This window comes from Klebsiella planticola ATCC 33531 (genome assembly GCF_000735435.1).
Lineage (GTDB): Bacteria > Pseudomonadota > Gammaproteobacteria > Enterobacterales > Enterobacteriaceae > Klebsiella > Klebsiella planticola.
Genome location: NZ_JMPP01000051.1, coordinates 38,676 through 58,266 on the forward strand (window position 1 = coordinate 38,676; position 19,591 = coordinate 58,266).

21 protein-coding genes are annotated in these 19,591 nt (G+C 54.7%); 15 read left to right on the forward strand and 6 right to left on the reverse strand.

Annotated features, from left to right (window positions below; translation table 11 throughout):
* Positions 1-6 precede the first annotated feature (6 nt).
* The gene (locus GRPL_RS06165) at positions 7-1,191 is read left to right on the forward strand and encodes a CynX/NimT family MFS transporter (RefSeq protein WP_032700245.1); all 1,185 of its coding nucleotides are present in this window, start codon (positions 7-9) and stop codon (positions 1,189-1,191) included.
* Between the two features lie 111 nt (positions 1,192-1,302).
* On the opposite strand, the gene GRPL_RS06160 is transcribed toward GRPL_RS06165, so the two are convergent.
* On the reverse strand, positions 1,303-1,995 hold the full coding sequence (locus GRPL_RS06160; protein WP_032688240.1) for a CTP synthase C-terminal region-related (seleno)protein: 693 nt from the start codon (positions 1,993-1,995) through the stop codon (positions 1,303-1,305).
* Positions 1,996-2,186: 191 nt separating this feature from the next.
* On the opposite strand from GRPL_RS06160, the gene GRPL_RS06155 reads away from it, so the two are divergent.
* Together GRPL_RS06155 and GRPL_RS06150 are read left to right on the forward strand one after the other, a co-directional pair.
* Complete coding sequence (locus GRPL_RS06155; RefSeq protein WP_032700247.1) at positions 2,187-2,696, forward strand: 2-thiouracil desulfurase family protein; 510 nt, start codon at positions 2,187-2,189, stop codon at positions 2,694-2,696.
* Complete coding sequence (locus tag GRPL_RS06150; protein ID WP_032688243.1) at positions 2,683-3,039, forward strand: DUF488 domain-containing protein; 357 nt, start codon at positions 2,683-2,685, stop codon at positions 3,037-3,039. Before GRPL_RS06155 ends, GRPL_RS06150 begins: the two co-directional genes overlap by 14 nt.
* Here GRPL_RS06150 and GRPL_RS06145 read toward each other — a convergent pair.
* On the reverse strand, positions 3,029-3,280 hold the full coding sequence (locus GRPL_RS06145) for a putative hemolysin (protein ID WP_032688245.1): 252 nt from the start codon (positions 3,278-3,280) through the stop codon (positions 3,029-3,031). The two genes, GRPL_RS06150 and GRPL_RS06145, sit on opposite strands and share 11 nt — an antisense overlap.
* A gap of 299 nt (positions 3,281-3,579) precedes the next feature.
* On the opposite strand from GRPL_RS06145, the gene GRPL_RS06140 reads away from it, so the two are divergent.
* From GRPL_RS06140 to GRPL_RS27865, 3 genes are all read left to right on the forward strand, one after another.
* Positions 3,580-4,593: a sensor domain-containing diguanylate cyclase gene (locus tag GRPL_RS06140; RefSeq protein ID WP_032700249.1), complete on the forward strand. Its 1,014-nt coding sequence runs from the start codon at positions 3,580-3,582 to the stop codon at positions 4,591-4,593.
* Positions 4,594-4,713: 120 nt separating this feature from the next.
* The gene (locus GRPL_RS27860) at positions 4,714-4,815 is read left to right on the forward strand and encodes a YoaK family small membrane protein (RefSeq protein WP_004101234.1); all 102 of its coding nucleotides are present in this window, start codon (positions 4,714-4,716) and stop codon (positions 4,813-4,815) included.
* 215 nt (positions 4,816-5,030) lie between these two features.
* Positions 5,031-5,153, forward strand: a complete 123-nt coding sequence (locus GRPL_RS27865) for a hypothetical protein (RefSeq protein WP_152632131.1) — start codon at positions 5,031-5,033, stop codon at positions 5,151-5,153.
* Positions 5,154-5,195: 42 nt separating this feature from the next.
* Here GRPL_RS27865 and GRPL_RS06130 read toward each other — a convergent pair whose 3' ends face one another.
* The 3 genes from GRPL_RS06130 to lpxP all read right to left on the reverse strand — a co-directional run bounded on the left by GRPL_RS06130 (position 5,196) and on the right by lpxP (position 7,230).
* Positions 5,196-5,459 (reverse strand): DUF2534 family protein, encoded by a 264-nt coding sequence (locus GRPL_RS06130; protein WP_004860746.1) that lies wholly within the window; start codon positions 5,457-5,459, stop codon positions 5,196-5,198.
* Positions 5,460-5,585: 126 nt separating this feature from the next.
* Positions 5,586-6,224, reverse strand: coding sequence for a leucine efflux protein LeuE (gene leuE, locus GRPL_RS06125; protein ID WP_032695767.1), 639 nt, complete (start codon positions 6,222-6,224; stop codon positions 5,586-5,588).
* A 91-nt stretch (positions 6,225-6,315) separates the two neighbouring features.
* Positions 6,316-7,230, reverse strand: a complete 915-nt coding sequence (gene lpxP / locus GRPL_RS06120) for a kdo(2)-lipid IV(A) palmitoleoyltransferase (RefSeq protein WP_032688289.1) — start codon at positions 7,228-7,230, stop codon at positions 6,316-6,318.
* 790 nt (positions 7,231-8,020) lie between these two features.
* Between lpxP and fecI the strand changes: the two genes are divergently transcribed.
* The 5 genes from fecI to GRPL_RS06095 all read left to right on the forward strand — a co-directional run bounded on the left by fecI (position 8,021) and on the right by GRPL_RS06095 (position 15,489).
* Entirely contained in the window at positions 8,021-8,539 is a 519-nt protein-coding gene (gene fecI, locus GRPL_RS06115; RefSeq protein ID WP_032688290.1) for a ferric citrate uptake sigma factor FecI, read from the forward strand.
* Positions 8,536-9,483 (forward strand): ferric citrate uptake sigma factor regulator FecR, encoded by a 948-nt coding sequence (fecR, locus tag GRPL_RS06110; protein ID WP_032700250.1) that lies wholly within the window; start codon positions 8,536-8,538, stop codon positions 9,481-9,483. The genes fecI and fecR overlap by 4 nt, the downstream gene beginning before the upstream one ends.
* 94 nt (positions 9,484-9,577) lie before the next feature.
* On the forward strand, positions 9,578-11,908 hold the full coding sequence (gene fecA, locus GRPL_RS06105) for a TonB-dependent Fe(3+) dicitrate receptor FecA (protein WP_032700252.1): 2,331 nt from the start codon (positions 9,578-9,580) through the stop codon (positions 11,906-11,908).
* Between the two features lie 526 nt (positions 11,909-12,434).
* Positions 12,435-13,622 (forward strand): HD-GYP domain-containing protein, encoded by a 1,188-nt coding sequence (locus GRPL_RS06100; RefSeq protein ID WP_032688293.1) that lies wholly within the window; start codon positions 12,435-12,437, stop codon positions 13,620-13,622.
* A gap of 82 nt (positions 13,623-13,704) precedes the next feature.
* Positions 13,705-15,489: a sensor domain-containing diguanylate cyclase gene (locus GRPL_RS06095; RefSeq protein WP_032688294.1), complete on the forward strand. Its 1,785-nt coding sequence runs from the start codon at positions 13,705-13,707 to the stop codon at positions 15,487-15,489.
* Between the two features lie 26 nt (positions 15,490-15,515).
* Here GRPL_RS06095 and GRPL_RS06090 read toward each other — a convergent pair whose 3' ends face one another.
* On the reverse strand, positions 15,516-16,124 hold the full coding sequence (locus GRPL_RS06090) for a histidine phosphatase family protein (protein WP_032688362.1): 609 nt from the start codon (positions 16,122-16,124) through the stop codon (positions 15,516-15,518).
* 253 nt (positions 16,125-16,377) lie between these two features.
* Here GRPL_RS06090 and GRPL_RS06085 point away from each other — a divergent pair, with 253 nt between their 5' ends.
* The 4 genes from GRPL_RS06085 (at position 16,378) to GRPL_RS06070 (ending at position 19,576) form a co-directional block, all read left to right on the forward strand.
* A complete protein-coding gene (locus GRPL_RS06085) occupies positions 16,378-16,623 on the forward strand; it encodes a YmjA family protein (RefSeq protein ID WP_032688295.1) in 246 nt (81 codons plus the stop codon).
* 186 nt (positions 16,624-16,809) lie between these two features.
* Entirely contained in the window at positions 16,810-17,286 is a 477-nt protein-coding gene (locus GRPL_RS06080; protein ID WP_032700254.1) for a cold-shock protein, read from the forward strand.
* A gap of 299 nt (positions 17,287-17,585) precedes the next feature.
* Positions 17,586-18,341 carry an SDR family oxidoreductase gene (locus GRPL_RS06075; RefSeq protein WP_032700256.1) on the forward strand — a complete coding sequence of 252 codons (756 nt, stop codon included), beginning with the start codon at positions 17,586-17,588 and terminating at the stop codon, positions 18,339-18,341.
* A 251-nt stretch (positions 18,342-18,592) separates the two neighbouring features.
* Positions 18,593-19,576 (forward strand): DUF1852 domain-containing protein, encoded by a 984-nt coding sequence (locus GRPL_RS06070; RefSeq protein ID WP_032695763.1) that lies wholly within the window; start codon positions 18,593-18,595, stop codon positions 19,574-19,576.
* Positions 19,577-19,591: the final 15 nt, after the last annotated feature.

A 19,591-nucleotide genomic window follows, 5' to 3' on the forward strand; every position in this document is an offset into this window, starting at 1 on the left:
ATTGCCATGAGTTCTGTTCTGCCTTCTACCGGCCGCCGTCATCTGCTGCTGATTGCCGGGATTTTATTGATTGCCTCCACGCTACGCGTGACTTTTACCGGCGCAGCCCCGCTGCTGGACGCCATTCGCGCGGACTATGGTCTCTCCACCGCACAAACCGGGATGCTCACCACATTGCCGCTGCTGGCCTTTGGCCTGGTATCGCCGCTAGCGGCAGGCGTCGGTCGCCGGCTAGGCATTGAGCGCAGTCTGCTGGTCGCGTTAGTCCTTATTTGTCTGGGTATCGGATTGCGTTCGCTTCCTTCCACCGCCTTACTGTTCGGCGGTACGGCGATCATCGGCTGCGGAATTGCGCTCGGTAACGTTCTGCTGCCAGGTCTGATCAAACGCGATTTCTCACAGCATGTTGCGAGGATGACCGGGGCCTACTCGATCACTATGGGCGGAGCGGCCGCGCTGGGTTCAGCCATGGTGGTGCCGCTGGCGCTGGCGGGTTTCGGCTGGCACGGCGCGCTCTTGATGTTAATGGTCTTTCCGCTGCTGGCGCTGCTGGTATGGTTACCGCAAACGCGCAAGACCGCGACTGCGCCGCTCACCGGTTCCGGCGCCATGCACAATCGCGGAATCTGGCGCTCCGCGCTCGCCTGGCAGGTCACGCTGTTCCTCGGCATCAACTCGCTGGTCTATTACGTTATTATTGGCTGGCTGCCGGCCATTTTGCAGAGCCTTGGCTACAGCGAGGCGCAGGCGGGCTCTCTGCATGGTTTGCTCCAGCTGGCCACCGCGGCCCCCGGGCTGGCGATTCCGCTGATTCTTCATCGCCTTAAAGACCAGCGCGCCATCGCGGTCATTGTGGCGCTGATGTGCGCCATCAGCGCCTGCGGGCTGTGGTTCTGGCCGGGACAGGCGGTAGTCTGGACGCTGATCTTTGGTTTCGGTTCGGGGGCGACCATGATTCTGGGATTGACGTTTATCGGCCTGCGCGCAAACTCTGCGCACCAGGCAGCGGCCTTGTCGGGGATGGCACAGACCATCGGATACCTGCTGGCCGCCTGCGGACCACCGCTCATGGGGAAAATTCATGATGCCAACGGCGACTGGCAGATCCCGCTTATCGCCGTGGCGCTGATTTCAGTCGTCATGGCGCTGTTCGGTGCACTGGCCGGACGCAACCGGGAGATAAACGGATAGCGCTTTGATAAGCCGCCATTACGATGGCGGCAATATTTTCCTGCTCGCCCGCGCCGCCGGGGTGATGCCGGCAATGCGGACTCAATCCAGTAAGATTAACCGGCGGTGAGATTACTGGCTTGCGGCATGTAAAAACGCCTGCACCAGCGGTGCGGGACGCCCTTCGAGGGCATGACGTTCATGCTGAAACAAGGTCGCCACAAAGAACGGATGTGTGACCAGTTCCACCGCGCGAATCTCCCCCTCTTCATCCCATCCGGTTACCCGCAGCTCCCCCTGCTCCAGTTCACGGGCAAAGCTGTCGGCGATACCGTAGTTGCAGTGGTAGCCCTCTTCAATATGATCGCGACCGTACGCACGGGCAATCAGGGTATGAGCGCGCAGCTCAATGGTGTCCGACTTTTCAACCAGCGAACAGCTGAGCGGCGCTATCACCATCCGTCCTTCGGTATCGGTTTCAGCATGTGCCGCATCCTGCCAGCCCATCACGTTACGCGCATATTCGATTATCGCGTGCTGAAAACCACCGCAGGTTCCAAGGAAAGGCACGCTGTTTTCGCGCGCGTAGCGAATGGCGGTAAACGCGCCTTCGGCATTTTCGTACGGACTGGCGGGCACGACCCAGATAGCAGCGTAATCCACCAGCGCATCGGCATGATGAATATCACGAGTTGCCAGCCACTCATAGCGCACGGGCAGCTCCAGCACGGCAGCAGCATCGTCGATAGCCAGGGGGATAGCTTTATGGGCAATCACGTCAGGATTGTAGTCGCCAACCAGGGCAATACGCAGGGGGGTGTTCATAGCAGGATCCTTATGTCAGAGCGATTTTCGGGCAACACAAGGAGCCTCAGATTAGCGATCTCCGTCGCGGAACACAACCCCTGTTTTCACCACGGCAGAAGGCCATTCGTGCTTTCGGATTGCTTTGTGCGCGGGTAATTTCCCCGCGCAGGCGCTATTGTATAGCGCCGAGGAATAATGATGGACCGCCTATGAAAAGCAAAATTTTGGTCAGCGCCTGCCTGATGGGTTTTCAGGTTCGCTATAATGGCAGCCAAAAAGCGCAGCTTGCCGACGCGCTGGCGCGCTGGCAGCGCGAAGGTCGGCTGGTAATTCATTGCCCGGAGCTGGCCGCCGGGCTGCCGGTCCCCCGACTGCCGGCCGAAATCCTTCACGCCCAGGGCGCGGATGTCATGCAAGACCGCGCGCGTATCGTTGAAAGCGACGGTCAGGACGTCACCCCGCACTATCAGCTGGCCGCATGGCTGGCCCTGCGCGCCGCACAGGATGCCGGCTGCGAGGCCGCGTTGTTAACCGATGGCAGCCCGACCTGTGGCAGCCAGTTTATTTACGACGGGACGTTCAGCGGGCAGCGAAAGCCGGGCTCAGGCGTGGCGGCGGCGCTGCTGCGTGAACACGGAATCGCCGTTTTTTCCGACCAACAGCTGCCCCAACTCCTCGCCTGGATGCAACAGAGAGAAAATAGCGATGATTCACTGTAAACGCGTTTATGATCCGGCAGAGGCCGGCGACGGTTACCGCGTCCTGGTCGACCGACTCTGGCCGCGCGGGATGAAAAAAGAGGCTTTGCGCTACGATGAATGGTGCAAATCGCTCTCGCCCTCTTCGGCGCTACGTAAAGCGTTCCACGGCGAGGCGATCGATTTTGCCAGCTTCAGTCAACAGTATCGCCAGGAACTCGACGCCCGGCGTGACGAAGGATTACGTCTCGCCGGGCTGGCTCGCCAACAGCCCTTAACCTTGCTGTATGCCGCCAAAGATACCCGGCAAAACCATGCGCTGGTGCTGGCTAACTGGCTTGAGAATCTACCGGTTACGGCTTAGCGGGGTGATCCCGGCGCCACAGTTCCCATTCATCGAGGGTTTCCCCGCCGGGCAGCTTACAGTCGCTGCGCACGCCCTGCGGCGTCTGAACCGGAATCAGACTACCGCCTTTTTGCGTACAGTAGACGGAAGCCGGGTTGGCCATGCCGATAGTCTGCGGCGGCGGCGGGGCATCTTGCGGCTGCGGTTGCTTCGCGCATCCGGCCAGGGTCAGCGGCAGTAGCATTATCATCCACTTCATTTCTGCTCCTTCTTTGCACAGAGCAGGTATTTGCCCTGATTCTTCATGGTTTCTCCATTTTAACTACACTTTTGCCCCGTAGAGTAGCGCTTGTTCTCGAACTGACCAGAGAACAGATCATTCCATAATCAATGAGTTTTCCCCGTCGCCCCCGACGGGGCTTTTTTTCCCCGCTGCGATCGCAGGTATTCCCTTCATTAATGTGTTAAATTTGTTGTATCTATGTTTACTCTTCGTTGGTAGCCGTTTTCCAGCATAAATGACTGACGGCCCCACCCGCGATCGGGAGCCGTACATTCATGTCAGATTTTATTCTTGCTCGCGTCTCGCAAACGCTCGCCAATGAACATTCCCTCGAAATGTTAGTCAGGCAGCTGCTAGAGATGCTGGAGCTTGTGACCAGAATGGAGTCGACTTATCTGACTCGTATTGATTTAAAAGCGCAGCGCCAGCTGGTCCTGTACGCGCATAACAGCAGCGAAATGCAGATCCCGGAAGGGTTTTCGGTGCCGTGGAATGAGTCGCTGTGTAAACGTGCAATCGATGATAACTGCCAGTTCAGTAACGATGTCAACACCCGCTGGCCGTCGTGCATCGCCGCTCAGGGCATGGGTATTATCACCTTCTTCAGCATTCCCGTGCGCCTCGCCGACGGTTCGCTGTACGGCACATTGTGTGCAACCAGCCGCAATAAGCAGCCCTATAACCTCGAAGGCGAGCAGGTGATGGAGCTGTTTGCTAACTTAATTTCTCACTATATTGAGAAAGAGACGCTGGTTGATCAGCTTCGCACCGCCAACGTCGCGCTGGAAATGCACTCCTATACCGACGAGCTGACCGGCTTAGCCAATCGCCGGGCGCTGTTTAAGCATCTGTCGTCAATGTTTCCCCGCGAGCGCGAACGGCAGCGCAATCTGCTGATGATCTTTATCGACCTCGATGATTTTAAAGCGATCAACGATCGCTTTGGTCATCAGTGCGGCGACAGCTTTTTGATCCAGATTGGCGAACGGCTGAAGGCGAATATTCGCCAGGGAGACCTGGTGGGGCGTCTGGGCGGCGATGAGTTTTTGGTCGTCGGCACCGAACTGGACACTGTGCAACAACAGTCCTTTGTTGCGACCCTGCGAGAGGCCTTACGCGGAGTTTACTTTCTGGGTGAACACCGAATTAACTATCCCGGTGCCAGTTTTGGCGTCACTGAGGTGAATCCGCAGATTCAGGATGTCGAAAGTGCGCTGCGCGCTGCGGATGATGCGATGTATCAGGATAAAAAGTCCCGTCGGCGTGATTCCTTTCTGAATATTGATTAAAACCTGACGGCGATATCCAGTATGATAGCGAGGTTTTCCGGTAAGCTGTGGCGATGTAATGCAACGGCTTAATGGTTTTGTGGCAGGACAGGTCATATTTTTAGCTTCAGGGGTAACATCATGAGATTGGGTATTCTTTTCCCGGTGGCCATTTTTATCGTCGCCGTTGTTTTTCTCGGTTGGTTTTTTGTCGGCGGCTACGCGGCTCCGGGCGGCGCGTAATGAAAAAAAGTACCATTCTGATGATTATCATCGCGATCGTGGCCCTGGCCGGCGTTCAGTTCGGCTGGTGGTAGCGCCTGCGGCCGGGGATCATTCGTCAGAGCGTTATTGCGGAGTTATCCTATCCACTCAATAAGTTAACGCTATACACTCACTTCATCAGCCGACTCCGCAAGCTCTTTGCCCGCGGACGGTGGACAACGGAGAAGTGAGAAATGAAAAAACCGATCGTGTTATCGTTGATTCTTGCGCTATGCACGCTGTTATCGGGATGTATTGTTGAGGACGGCTATCACCACAGGCACCACCACCATCATCATGACGGCCGCGGCTGGTGACGGAAGGGTTAAACAGGGCGAACGCGCGTTCGCCCCATAGTCTTAGTCCTGACGGTCAGAACCTAAAAAGAAGAAACCCAGCGGGATGGAAAACAGCAGCGTGAACACGATGCTGTACACGGTCACCATCGCCCCCTGCAGGAAAAACATCGATGTGCTCCATTCGGAGTACGGCATATTGTATTCGCTAACGACCCCGCCAAACGTTGCGCGGCCCACCACGGTAAGCGCGATGGCAAACACAATCCCTATCGACAAGAAGAATTTCTTGCTGTTTTTGTTACTGATGAGCTTTTGCAGAATCATCCGGGTTCCCTTTTCTCTGACCGATAATCGGCTGTATATGTAACATTAATGCAATAAAAACTGAAGGGTTTTTGTTACAAGCCAGAGGATATCGCTATCAGGCCGGAATCACGACCGGCCTGCGGTTTACGATTGCAACGTTGCCAGACGCGCAGCAAAACCGACAAACACCAGACCAATCAGACTGTTGCCGATTTTTGCCAGTTTCTTTCTGGTCTTCACGTAGCGCGTCACGAACGAACCGGACAGGATCAAGAAGCTCATGTACATAAAGCTAATCACTTCCAGCGTCAGCGCGAGGATAAAGAACGCCAGCCCGGGCGTTTTCGCGCTAACGTCGATGAACTGCACGAAAAAAGAGACATAGAAAAGAATGGCTTTGGGATTCGTCAGGCTAAGCGTCAGCGAGCGTTTCAGAATCGCGCTTCCCGGTTCAGCTCCGGCGTCCGCGTGCCCTTCCCGCTGGGTCAGAACGGAATAGAGCATTTTGCCCCCCAGCCACAGCAGGTAAATCGCCCCCAGATAGCGAACGATATTAAACAGCACCGGCGTGGTCTTAATCAGGGTCGCGACGCCGGCAAACGCCAACAGCATCAGCACAGCGTCGCCGATAAACACGCCAGCCGCCGCCAGATAGCCCTTTTTAACGCCGTGCGCAATACCGGTTTTCAGAACAAAAAAGGTATTAGGGCCGGGCACCAGGATGATAAAAATAGCCCCGACCAGATAGGTCAGATAATTCAACACACCAAACTCAGCGAACACGCTGCACTCCTTCGCTTTCAACAAAAAACATGATCGCGCTCACGTTAACGCAACTGCCGCGATTTTGAAAGCGCTTACGGTGCTTGTTGGCTTAGTAGAGTGAGCCCTCGCCCAGCGGGCGGGTTTTGAAACGCCGATGTACCCACAGATATTGCTCCGGCGCGCGCAGAATCTCTTTTTCAATCACCCGGTTGATGTAGCTGGCCGCATCCTGTTTATCTTCACCAGGATAGTCATTCAGCACATCGCTGATGTATAAGGTGTAACCTTTCCGGTCCATCTTGCGCACCATACTGATGCTCAGCATCTTCGCACCGGAGAGACGCGACAGGACGTAGGTACCGTTTGTCGTCGCCGCCTGAGGGACGGAGAAGAACGGCGCAAACACACTGCCTTTCGGGCCATAATCCTGATCCGGGGCGAACCATACCGCTTCGCCGGCTTTCAGCGCGTGCACCAGACCAGATAAATTACGGCGATCGATCATCGCTTTATTCGAACGCAGGCGTCCGCGGGTTTGAACCCACTCCATCAGCGGGCTGTTGTGCGGGCGATAGGTCGCCATCATTGGCCGACACAGGCCCATGGTACGGCCACCGAGTTCCAGCGACATGAAGTGCACGCCAACGACCATAACGCCCTGCCCGGCGCTTAATGCTTTGCTCAGATTCTCAAAGCCTTCAACGTCGAACCATTTTTTAACCCGCTCGTCGCTCCAGAACCAGGCCATACCGGTTTCGATAAGCCCCATCCCCAGCGACATAAAATTCTGCTCAATCATCTTATCCCGCGCTTGCGGCGACATGTCCGGAAAACAGAGTTCAAGATTGCGGCGGGCAATATGTTCGCGGCGCTTAAGGAAGCGGCGCGACGCCTTTCCTGCGCTGGTGCCGATGATATGTAACAGAGGATAAGGCAATTGCACGATTAACCAGAGAATGGCCAGGCCAAACCAGGTCCCCCAGTTGCGAGGGTGCAGAAGACTTTTATTAAAAGCGCAAGGCATGATTTTTCCTGTAAACGTCTATAAATGAGTAGCGCTTAAGGAAAAAACGAAGTCCATTCATCAGTCGTTAGGCGGTACGTATAGCAACTCTGACAATAGTAATCCGGCTAAATTCACTCCGGCAAGTAAAAAACATCCCCGCGGTGAAAAAAGCATAATACCCTCACAGTTGTAACAGAATGTAAAATAAAAAAGAAGATCTCATTACAAATATTTACTATGGCAACCCTTTTCTCGCTAATTATTTCGATTCGCTGATTGCACATTATTAAATCAATTTGTACTTTTCAGTATCATATTGCTTCGCAACCCCTGCTGTCACTGGCCGGCGACATCCTACCGCCCTCTCATCCTGCGCGCGGCGGCGCGGAGGTAAAAAGTATAAACGTCGCTAAAGAATCGCGGCAATCAATATAACGCTTCTCCATATATCAGAGTCATAACCTATGAAATAGCATGCAACGTATCTTTTCATTCCTTTTCTATATATCAAATAAGAATCACCTTATTTTATAAATCCGCGCAATATCTGGCGCCTTCAGAAAATAAATCGCACATCATTCGTTTGTAACGAACAATTATCATTTTTTATCCCCCAATCTTCGGCGATCAGCCGCCCGTAACGCAGGCCTGAGAGCGGATACCGTGAAATCAACAACATTTCCCAATCGCAACAGTCACTTATTGAAATTATTGTTCGCGCGGCCCATTTTTGCGCCGCCTTTTAATTGTAATGATAACCATTCTCATATTAACATATCACTATTGATAACCTGTTCTGAATCTGCTCATGTCTCAGCTTTCCGCCGCCACACCGTTCACGCTCGCCTCTCTGTATCAGGCCCATCACGGCTGGCTGACAACCTGGTTAACCGGCAAGCTGCAATCCGCCTTTGACGCCGATGATGTCACTCAGGATACCTTTCTGCGCGTCATGGGCAGCGAATCTCTGCCCGCTATCCGCGATCCTAAGTCCTTCCTGTGCACCATCGCCCGACGGGTGATGATCGATCTGTTTCGCCGTAACGCGCTGGAACGCGCGTGGCTGGAGATGCTTGCCCAGCTTCCGCAGGCCATGGTCCCTTCGCCGGAACTACAGCACATCCAGCTGGAGACGCTGCAGCAGGTCGATGCCATGCTGGATGGCCTGAGCCGGAAAGCCCGCGCGGCCTTTTTATTTTCGCAACTGGAGGGGCTGACGTATGCCGAGATTGCCGAACGCCTGATGGTCTCGGTCAGCTCAGTGAAAAAATATGTTGCCAGGGCAACTGAGCACTGCCTGCTTTTTCGCCTGGAGAATGGCCTGTGAGTTCCGCATTAACCGAATCCCGTCGCCTGGCCCTGCGTTCCGCATCGCGCTGGTACGCGGTATTAAGCGATGGTCGCGTTAACCCACAGCAAGAGGCCCGCTGGCAACAGTGGTATGAACAAAACCGCGATCACCAGTGGGCGTGGCAGCAGGTCGAAAACCTGCGCCAGCAGATGGGACAACTTCCCGGCCCCCTTGCCAGCCGGACGCTCAACGACAGTCGCCTGACGCGTCGCCAGGTACTGAAAGGGCTGATGCTGCTGGTCGCCGCCGGAGGCGGCTGGCAAATGTGGACCAGTGAACTGGCGGAAGGATTGCGCGCCGATTACCGCACGGCAAAAGGCCTGCCGCTGCGGCAAACCCTCAACGACGGCACTCTGCTGACGCTCAATACCGACAGCGCCGCCGATGTGCGCTTTGATGATCGCCTGCGCCTGGTTCGCCTGCGCTACGGCGAAATTGCCGTTACTACCGCCCGTGACCGCCGACAGCGACCGTTTCGCGTCCAGACCCGCGATGGTTTACTTACCGCGCTGGGCACCGAATTTACCCTCCGCCAGTTTCCCCGTGACACGCGCCTGACGGTGCAAAAGCACGCTGTCGAGGCGGTGCTGTCAGGCGGACAGCGCAAGATTGTCCACGCCGGCGAGAGTCTGTGGTTTACCCACGACACCTTCTCCCACCTTCAGCCGCTGAATGGCAGCGACGTAAGCTGGACGCAGGGCGTCCTCAGTTTCCGCGATCGTCCCCTGCATGAGGTGCTCGCCACACTCTCCCGCTATCGCCCGGGGATCTTGCGCTGCGATCCCGCCGTCGCCGGTTTACGTCTGAGCGGCACCTTTCCACTGGGCGACACTGATGCGATTTTGCGCATCATCGCGCAGACCCTGCCGGTAAAACTGCAGTTTGCCACCCGCTACTGGGTCACTGTCGTCGCGGCCTGAGAAAAAAACAAAAAATTAGCCTTCTCCATTGTCCCTTTTCACCTGCTCGTTCGACTTAACAGGTGATGACAACCAAAACGATTGTGGAGAACACATGACGCCTTTACGCGTATTACGCAAACCGATGCCTCTGGTGATGGCAATCCGTTTAAGCCTGCTGCCTCTCGCGGGGCTGGTCGCTGCCCCCACTTTGGCGGCAACGCAGTTTGACATTGCCGCCGGGGATTTAGACAGCGCCCTGAACCAATATGCCGCCCGCAGCGGCATTACGCTCTCGGCGGACGCCGGCCTGACTCGCGGAAAACACAGCGATGGCCTGCACGGCAGCTATGAGGTGGAAGACGGTCTGCAAACGCTGCTCGACGGTAGCGGGCTGCAGCTGAAGTCTCTGGGCAATCAGGCCTGGACGCTGGAACCGGCGCCGGCGAATACGGAATCCACGCTGACGGTGGTCGGCGACTGGCTTGGCGACGCCCGGGAAAACGATGTTTTTGAACATGCTGGCGCCCGCGATGTTATCCGCCGCGACGATTTCGCCAAAACCGGCGCCACCACCATGCGCGAAGTCCTGAATCGCATTCCCGGCGTCAATGCGCCGGAAAATACCGGTACCGGCAGCCACGATCTGGCGATGAACTTTGGCATCCGGGGGCTGAACCCACGCCTCGCCAGCCGTTCTACGGTACTGATGGACGGTATTCCGGTACCTTTCGCCCCCTACGGTCAACCTCAGCTATCGCTGGCGCCGGTATCGCTGGGCAACATGGATGCTGTAGATGTGGTTCGCGGCGCAGGCGCCGTGCGCTACGGACCGCAAAACGTGGGCGGCGTAGTGAACTTTGTCACCCGGGCCATCCCGCAGGATTTTGGCATAGCGGGCGGCGTGGAAGGTCAGCTCAGCCCGACCTCCTCGCAGAACAATCCCAAAGAGACCCACAACCTGATGCTGGGGGGGACCGCCGATAACGGACTGGGGGCTGCCCTGCTCTATTCCGGTACCCGCGGCAGCGACTGGCGTGAACATAGCGCCACGCGCATCGATGACGTGATGCTGAAAGGCAAATATGCGCCAAACGCGGTGCACACGTTCAACAGCTTGCTGCAATACTACGATGGTGAAGCCGATATGCCCGGCGGCCTGTCCCGCGCCGATTATGCTGCCGATCGCTGGCAGTCCACCCGCTTAAAAGATCGCTTCTGGGGACGACGTCAGCTTGCCAGCCTCGGCTATCAGTTCCAGCCGGATGCACAGCACAAGTTCAACATTCAGGGCTTCTATACCCATACGCTGCGCAGCGGTTATCTGGAGCAAGGGAAGCGCACCACGCTTTCCCCGCGTGAATACTGGGTGCGTGGTATCGAACCGCGCTACAGCCAGAGCTTTATGCTTGGCGCTTCCGCTCATGAAGTCGGCGTCGGCTATCGCTACGTGAATGAATCCACGCACGAGATGCGCTACTACACCCCCACCATCAGCGGCAAGTTGCCCGACACCGCCAGTCCGTACGACCGCGATACCCGCTCTGGCACCGAGGCTCACGCCTGGTATATCGACGATCGTATTGATATCGGCAACTGGACGGTCACGCCGGGCATGCGTTTCGAACATATTGAGTCTTACCAGGATGACAGTCTGAAAGGCACCCGTCAGCAGGTCAGCTATAACGCCCCGCTGCCGGCGCTTAACGTACTTTATCATCTCACCGACAGCTGGAATCTTTATGCCAACACAGAAGGATCGTTCGGTACCGTACAGTACAGCCAAATTGGCAAGGCTGTGCAAAGCGGCAATGTGGAACCGGAAAAAGCCCGTACCTGGGAAGTCGGTACTCGCTACGACAACGGCGCGCTGAGCGCGGAAATGGGACTCTTCCTGATTAACTTCAATAATCAGTACGACTCCAACCAGACCAACGATACCGTCACCGCTCGCGGTAAAACGCGCCACAGCGGACTGGAGACGCAGACGCGTTACGACCTTGGCGATCTCAATCCGCAGCTGGAAAATCTGTCGGTCTATGCCAGCTATGCCTATGTCAACGCCGTCATTCGTGAGAAAGGCGATACCTACGGTAACCAGGTGCCTTTCTCACCCAGACATAAAGGTACGCTTGGCGTGGACTACAAACCGGGTAACTGGACGTTCAACCTCAATAGCGATTTTCAGTCCAGTCAGTTTGCAGACAACGCCAACACCGTGGCGGAGAGCGCTGACGGCAGCAACGGCCGCATTCCGGGCTACATGCTGTGGGGCGCCCGCGTCGCCTATGATTTTGGCCCGCAAATGGCCAATCTCAACCTGGCATTCGGCGTGAAAAACATTTTCGACCATGAGTACTACACCCGCTCATACGACGATAACAACAAAGGCATCTATGTCGGCCAGCCGCGGACCTTGTATCTGCAAGGTGCCATGACATTCTGATGACGACCTGGGGGTGAGCAAAAGGTTGTGCGGGTATTCCGTCACCGTCCCGCCATAGGGCGGTGACGGTGACGTTTTAGCACGCCTTTCAGCCTTGATGCCGACGTTTGGCGCTGTAAAGGCGTCTCGCCCCCGACAACTCGCGAGGAAACTGCGTCTCCGTCAGCGGCGGCCGGCAAGCGTTCATCACCCCATCACGCATCTTGTTCTAAAATTCGTTTTGCCGACGATCGAATCAGATATGTATCATCCCGGCAGCGAGATAACGCAAGTGGCTCACGACAATGTATTTTCTTTTTATGAGCAAAATGATTAACTGACGTCTGTTAAAAACTTTTTCACGCTTTTATGCGTCTTTGTCGCCATGCATTTCGGGCTTGAGTATTGCTATAAATGAAATTATTTCGGGATTTACTCGCCGATCATTTCGCCACGTACTGGCGTCTCTACCCTCTGCTGGCGTTATCTGGATACAGACCACCGGAATGAGCCGATATTATCCCAATCACGCGGATGGAGAAAAACGATGCGTCTCGCCTTAAAATCAGCATTGATGCTAACCACGCGCGTTATACAGATAATCAACCCGGAACTTCAGTTGCATATGCAACGCACGGCGCTAATTGCTCTCGAGCTCGCGTTAGCTCTGGAACTGCCGCGGTCGCAGCAGCAGACCATATTTTGCGCCGCACTGCTTCACGATATTGGCGTGCTCGGGGATAAGCGAATCGTCACTTCGCTGAATGACATTGATAATATCGAAGACCCCCACCAGCATCGGGGCGCCGAGATGCTCGGCGGCTTACCCACCTTCGCGCCTGTTTTGCCTGTTATTCGCCATCACCACTTTAACCCGGCGTATAAAGGTAACCTCGAAGAGCATATCGTTTTTTTTGCCGATGCTTTTGAACGTCTGCTCTCCAGCGGAAATATCACCACAGATCATCACCCCGACATTATCATCGACACCTTTCGCACATCGCATCATGAGATTGATCCGATGCTCTGTGACACCGTCTGCCAGCTCGCGCAAAAAGAGCATTTCTGGCTGCATCTTCATCCCGGACATATCCAAAGGATGCTGGAGATCATCGGCCCGATTAACGAGCTGTACATCGATATCGACGGGCTGAAAGATATTTGTTTGTTAATTGCCAAAATTGTCGATACCTACAGCAGCTTCACCGCCAGTCACAGTATTATGGTCGGCGAAATATCCTGCCTGCTGGCAACCTATATGCATCTGCCGGAAGAGGAGTGTAAAAAAATCGAGATTGCCGGCTATTTGCACGATATTGGTAAAATTAATATCCCGTTGGATATCCTGGAAAAGCAAAGCGAACTCACGCCTGATGAACTGCGTCAGGTGCGAGAGCATAGCTATATGACCGGTGAAATTCTCAGCGCCTTTAGTGAACTCGGTGAAATCATTAACTGGGCGGCCAACCACCATGAAAAACTCGATGGCAGCGGCTATCCGCTGCATCTGAATCAGGATTATCTGCAACTCCCTGACCGTATCATCGCCATTGCCGATATTTTTACCGCCCTGACCGAAGATCGCCCCTATCGCGTTGCCATGCGTTATCAGGATGCATTACAGCTGATAGAGAACGATGTTATAAATGGCGCCCTGGATAAAGATGTTTTTTGTACGTTATGCCAGCATGCCGACACGCTACATAGCACGATTATTCGGAAAAAACGCGACTAACCCTCTGCCCGCAAATGGGCAGAAGCGGGTTCTATAATTAGACGTAACGTCATTTGTTCATCTGCATGCAAGGAAAATTCGGGTGAGAATCGCCACCATGACCAACTGGGCCTACGGGATCACCGTTTGCCTGACCATCACTTCCGGTATTGCCATGCTGATGGCGTCCAACGCGGAGACCGCCGAACGCCAGGTCGTACAACAGCGGCAGATCTTCGACCAGCTAACCGAAACGGTTGAAACCGAGAGCTGGGAATTATCCGACCTCGCTCGCGCTTACGTCATTAACAAAAATCCGGATGTGTTACAGGAATACCGCCAGCAGGCCCGTTCGCTGACGACGATAGAGCACCGGCTGGAAAAGCTGAAAGATCGGGGAGCGACGCCGCAGGAGCTGATGTTGCTGCGCGAGGGGCTGCAGATAGCGGATGAGCTGCAGGATGAACAGCAGGCCGCGCTTGCCAGTATTGAACGTGGAGCAGACAGCGAGGCGCTCACCCTGCTCTACGGCAAGCCTTATGAACAGGAGCTTGAACGGGTACAGACACAGATCGATCACTTCCGCCTTATGCTGGAAGGCCGGGCCGCCAGCGCCATTGCGCAAGCCACGGAAAAATCGCACACCTGGCGTACGTTATCAGAAATAATGGTCGCGCTGACGGCGCTGATGTTCCTGTTTGTCCTCGGATTTATCCTGCAACGGCGGGTATTGTACCCGGTTGTTCGTTTAAGTGATGTGGTACAACGTCTTGCCTCACAGGATTATGCCGTCGAAGCCCCCCAGTTCACGCAGATCGATGAGATTGGCGATATGGCCCAGGCGATCCGTATTTTCCGCGAAAATGGCCTGGCGCGTCAGCGTCTTGAGCAAGAGCGGGATGCCGACTGGGCGATTCGGGAACTGCTGGCGCGCATGACGCAGCGTCTGCAGGGCTGCGAATCTTTTGACGATGTTATCAAGGTCGCCGAGCTCTTCGCTCCGAATATCGCCCCCGCAATTCCCGGGCGCCTGTATGTTCTCGAAACCAATCCCTGGCAGTTGCGCTGTGTGGCTCAATGGCTCTCGCCGCCGGATGAACCCGAGGTCTTTTATCCTGACAACTGCTGGGCCGTGCGCCGTGGATTAAGCCATCCGCCGGTCAATGGTGAGCCTGACATCGCCTGCACCCACCTGCCCGACGCCTGCATTCATCAATCGCTTTGCGTGCCGCTGGTTGCGCAAGGAGAAGCGATCGGCCTGCTCTCCTTCAGGAATGTCACTCCCGCCACCGCCCCTTCTCGCGCCTATCTGGAGCTGATGGCCGAAGCGCTGGGTCTGGCGCTGGCAAACCAGCGTCTGCGCAGCGCGCTGCTGGAGAAAGCGCTGTTTGATTCGCTGACCGGGCTGCGTAACCGTCATCATCTGGATGATGCCCTGCATACGCAAATCAATCTCGCGGTGCAAAACCATGCTCCGCTGAGCTGCCTGATGATCGATATCGATCACTTCAAAACGATTAACGATCGGTATGGTCATGAAGCCGGCGATCTGGTGATCAAGAGCGTGGCGGTCATTGTCCAACGCGCGGTACGCGACAAAGGCATGGCTTTTCGCTACGGCGGCGAGGAGTTTCTGGTGCTACTTGCCGGCGCCAATGAAGAGACGGCCCGGGCCTGCGCAGAGGAGATTTACGACAGTGTCCGCAGCCTGACCCTGCGCGATGGTCTCACCGAGATTGGCCAGGTGGATGTCTCAATCGGCATTGCCAGTTTCCCGCAGCATACCCAGAGCGACAGTCTGCTGCGAGCCGCGGATGCCGCACTTTACCGGGCCAAAGAGCAGGGGCGCTCCCGGATAGTCAGTTTCGGCATGCTGAAATCCGACTAAACGCCATACGGGGATAAGCTGTCTGCTTATCCCCGCAACAGCAAATGGGTGGCTATCCCCCATTTCACCAGCGATAACCGACCTTCCGCGCGCTCCAGAACCGAGTAGCTGCCATTCAGATGCGCATAGCGGGGAAAGTTCTCCGCACCATGGCCGTCAAGCGTAGAGATAACCGCCTGCATGACCTGGCCATGAGAAACCACGCACACGCACCGGTCCCCCGCCTCACCGGCTTCAAGCAGCGCCGCTGTTGTTCTGGCGACGGCAGCGGCCAGCGACTCGCCGTGCGGTGGCGTCACGTGCGGATCGCCGGAGTAGATCGCATCGAACAACCTCCGCTGCTCGTCGTTGAGCTGCGAGTAGACCGTTCCCTCTAATGGCCCGAAGCCCCTTTCAATGAGCCGCGCATCAAAACGGATCGGACAGGCAAAATGGGCCGCGATCGGCGTGGCCGCCGCGACGGCGCGACCTGCGGGAGAAGAGACCACTCGATCGATTTTCTCACCGTCAAGCGCGCGGATCAGCGCCGCAATTTGTCTATGCCCGCGCGCGGTCACCGGGCTATCAAGGTGCCCCTGCAGGCGGTTAACGCCATTCCATTCAGTTTCACCATGTCTTACGAGCAATATCTTCATTAGCAGCATCGGGTTACCCGTTATCGGGCAACATTACCATCCGTCGGGAATAAAAAGAAAGTGATGCCCGGTCCGGTTTTCCCTGACGCGCACTCCGTGACGGTCAGAGCACCCGGCAGGACAGAAAATCAGACCGTTGCACTCAGGACGTTGTTCGCGTTCTGCTATCCACAACGCGGATGGCAGATAAAATGAAATAAGGATGATATGATCTTCGGCAAATGATACCGGCATTAACCTAAGGGCCTACTTAATGAATAATGAAATACCGCTAAAGTATTATGACATCGCCGATGAGTACGCGACGGAATGCGCAAAGCCGGTCAGTGAATCAGAACGCGAACCTCTGGCGCACTATTTTCAACTGCTGCTCACTCGTCTCATGAACAACGAGGAGATCAGCGAAGAGGCCCAGGCAGACATGGCGCGCGAAGCCGGTCTCCCCGCGGATCGTATCGATGAGATCGCGATGTTCCTCAATCAGTGGGGCAATGAGTAGCCTCAGCAGGGCTCTCTGGCCAGGATAAACGGGCGTGTTGTTATTCTGACGCACGCTATTCCCCCTCGCATAGCCAAAATTTATCGTCCAGACTGAAAGCAAAGACGTGGTCTGCGCAGGCGTTGTGCATTACACTGCGCGCTGCAAAAATTGAGTTAATACACGATTAAGTAGGTGGTAACGGCGATGAACGGAACAATCACAACCTGGTTTAAAGATAAAGGTTTTGGATTTATCAAAGATGAAAACGGCGATAACCGCTATTTTCATGTGATTAAGGTCGCCAATCCTGATCTGATTAAGAAAGATGTGGCGGTGACCTTCGAACCCACCACCAATAACAAGGGTTTGTCAGCTTATGCGGTGAAAGTGGTGCCGGAAAGCAAATACATCTATATCGCCGGCGAGCGCCTGAAGCTCACGTCGATCAAATCCTACCTGGTCTACAGCGAAGAAGTGCCTGCCGATACCCGCATTGATAAAGAAAATGCGGTGCTGTCCGTGGGGATCCTGATGAGCAGCATCAAGCCGAAATCCGACGTTAAGCCCGGTGACATGCGCTCGCTGAAAAAACTGGCGATCACCACTTTTCAGGGAACGACATTGATCTTCTCAGAAGATGAGATTGACATTGATGCCACGGTGAAACTGCTTAAAGTCTGATTGCCTTCTGACCGCCCCTGGGCCGACATTCTGCCGCTTTCTGCCGCAGCCTGGCGGCCCTTCAAACCGCTCTCCATACGCATTCTCTTGCCGCCGGTTCTGCGACTGCATTGCAATATGGCGGCCATAATGCAAGCCCTGTGCGGCGTCCATTGGGGCCGACCTCCGGTTAACACAGCGTGGGGATGTGTTCATTGATGCCATGATTGGCCGAATGGCACAAATGGAAAGATGCCCCTCCCGCCTCCTGTGCACAATCACTTCCGTGTCCATGCTTGTCACTCACCAGGAGTCAGTTGATGTTGAGAGGTAAAAGAGCCGTTATTACGGGCGGAGGAAGCGGATTTGGGCAGGCGCTGGCCGTCTGGCTGACCCGCGAAGGGGTCAGCGTCGATTACTGCGCCCGGCGCCCGGCGGATATCCAGGAAACCAGCACTCTGATCGCGGCGGAGGGCGGGACGGCGCAAGGATACCTGTGTGATTTAGCGCAACCGGCATCCATTGCGCAGTTTTCCGCGCAGCTATTACAGTCTGAGACGCCGGTGGATATTCTTATTCTTAATGCGGCGCAATGGTTGTCCGGCAATTTAGACGATCGCTCGCCCCCGGAGATCGTCGATACCCTTCATTCCGGGTTAACAAGTTCGGTGTTGTTAGTTCAGGCGTTATTACCGGCATTAAGACGCTCGGAGCAGGCGGATATTGTATCCATGATCTCCGCCTGCGGTATCCCGCACTTTACCGATTCAATCGCGCATCCTGCTTTCTTCGCCAGCAAGCATGGTCTGAGCGGGTTTACCCAGACGCTCTCGCACCAGCTGGCGGCTGAAAACATCCGCGTCACCGGGCTGTATCCGCCGGATTTTGAACTGAGCGGTTTAGACGAACATGTCGACGATAGCGTCAAAATGGGCGAACGCCTGCTGAACGGGCGATCGGTCTGGGAAACCATTCGCTTTGTCCTCACTCAGCCCCGCAGCTGTCATATCAGCACCCTCTATTTTCAGGGGCCTACACGGGAAGATCTCGCGCGCAAGAGCCGCCTGCGCGAATAAGTACAACGTTCGACGCAGGACTCTCCGCCAGCCTTGGCGCAGTGGGGTTGCTCTTCGACCATGAAGATGACTCATGTTGTAATGAAATTATGTCGCTTTCACTCATCCAGGGACTCTGGCATAAAATATGTTCTATTAATCAGAGACAATATGATGATTACTGAATGACATAACCAGATAAAAAGAAAGGATATGCTGGGATTCAGGGAATACATTCAGTTTTCATATCAGACTTAGGGTGCACCATCGCGATGAATAAAGATTTTACTTTTACGATTAAACGTAGTTGTTTTGACGCGCATTATAACCCCGCTGAAAATACGCGAATTACAACCAATTTCGCGAATTTGGCCAGAGGGGAAAACCGCGAGGACAACTTACGTAACACGCTGACGATGATTGACAATCGTTTTAATGCGCTGGCGTACTGGGATAACCCACAAGGCGATCGTTATTCTGTCGAACTTGAAATTATTTCAGTTGAAATGACACTCAATGACCAGCACCGCAGCGGCAGCTTTCCGGTCATTGAGATCTTAAAAACAAACATTCTCGATAAAAAAACGCACGAACGTATTGACGGCCTCGCCGGGAATAATTTCTCCTCTTACGTACGCGATTATGATTTTAGCGTGCGGTTGTTAGAGCATAACAAACAGCAATCCGCATTTAGCATCCCGGATGATTTTGGTGAGTTACATGGCAATATCTTTAAACACTTCGTTAGTTCTACTGTATACCAGCAGAACTTTAACAAACCGCCGGTAATCTGCCTCAGCGTATCGAGCAAAGACACCTATCAGCGGACGGGAAATCAGCATCCGGTATTGGGTATCGAATATCAGCAAAATGGCTCGTCGTTGACTGAACAATATTTTTCCCGTATGGGATTAAAGGTTCGCTATTTTATGCCGCAGAATAGCGTTGCACCGTTAGCGTTTTATTTTTCTGGGGATCTGCTTAGTGATTACACTAATCTTGAGCTTATCAGTACCATCAGTACGATGGAGACATTCCAGAAAATTTACCGGCCTGAAATTTACAATGCCAATGCCGCCGCAGGGCAATATTATCAACCGAACCTGAATCACCAGGATCATTCATTAACAAAAATTGTTTATGATCGGGAAGAGCGCAGCCAGCTGGCGATCGAGCAGGGAAAATTTACTGAAGAGCATTTCATCAAGCCTTACCAGAATATTCTTGAGAAATGGTCTGCTGGCTACGCGCTTTAATTCACCGAACATACA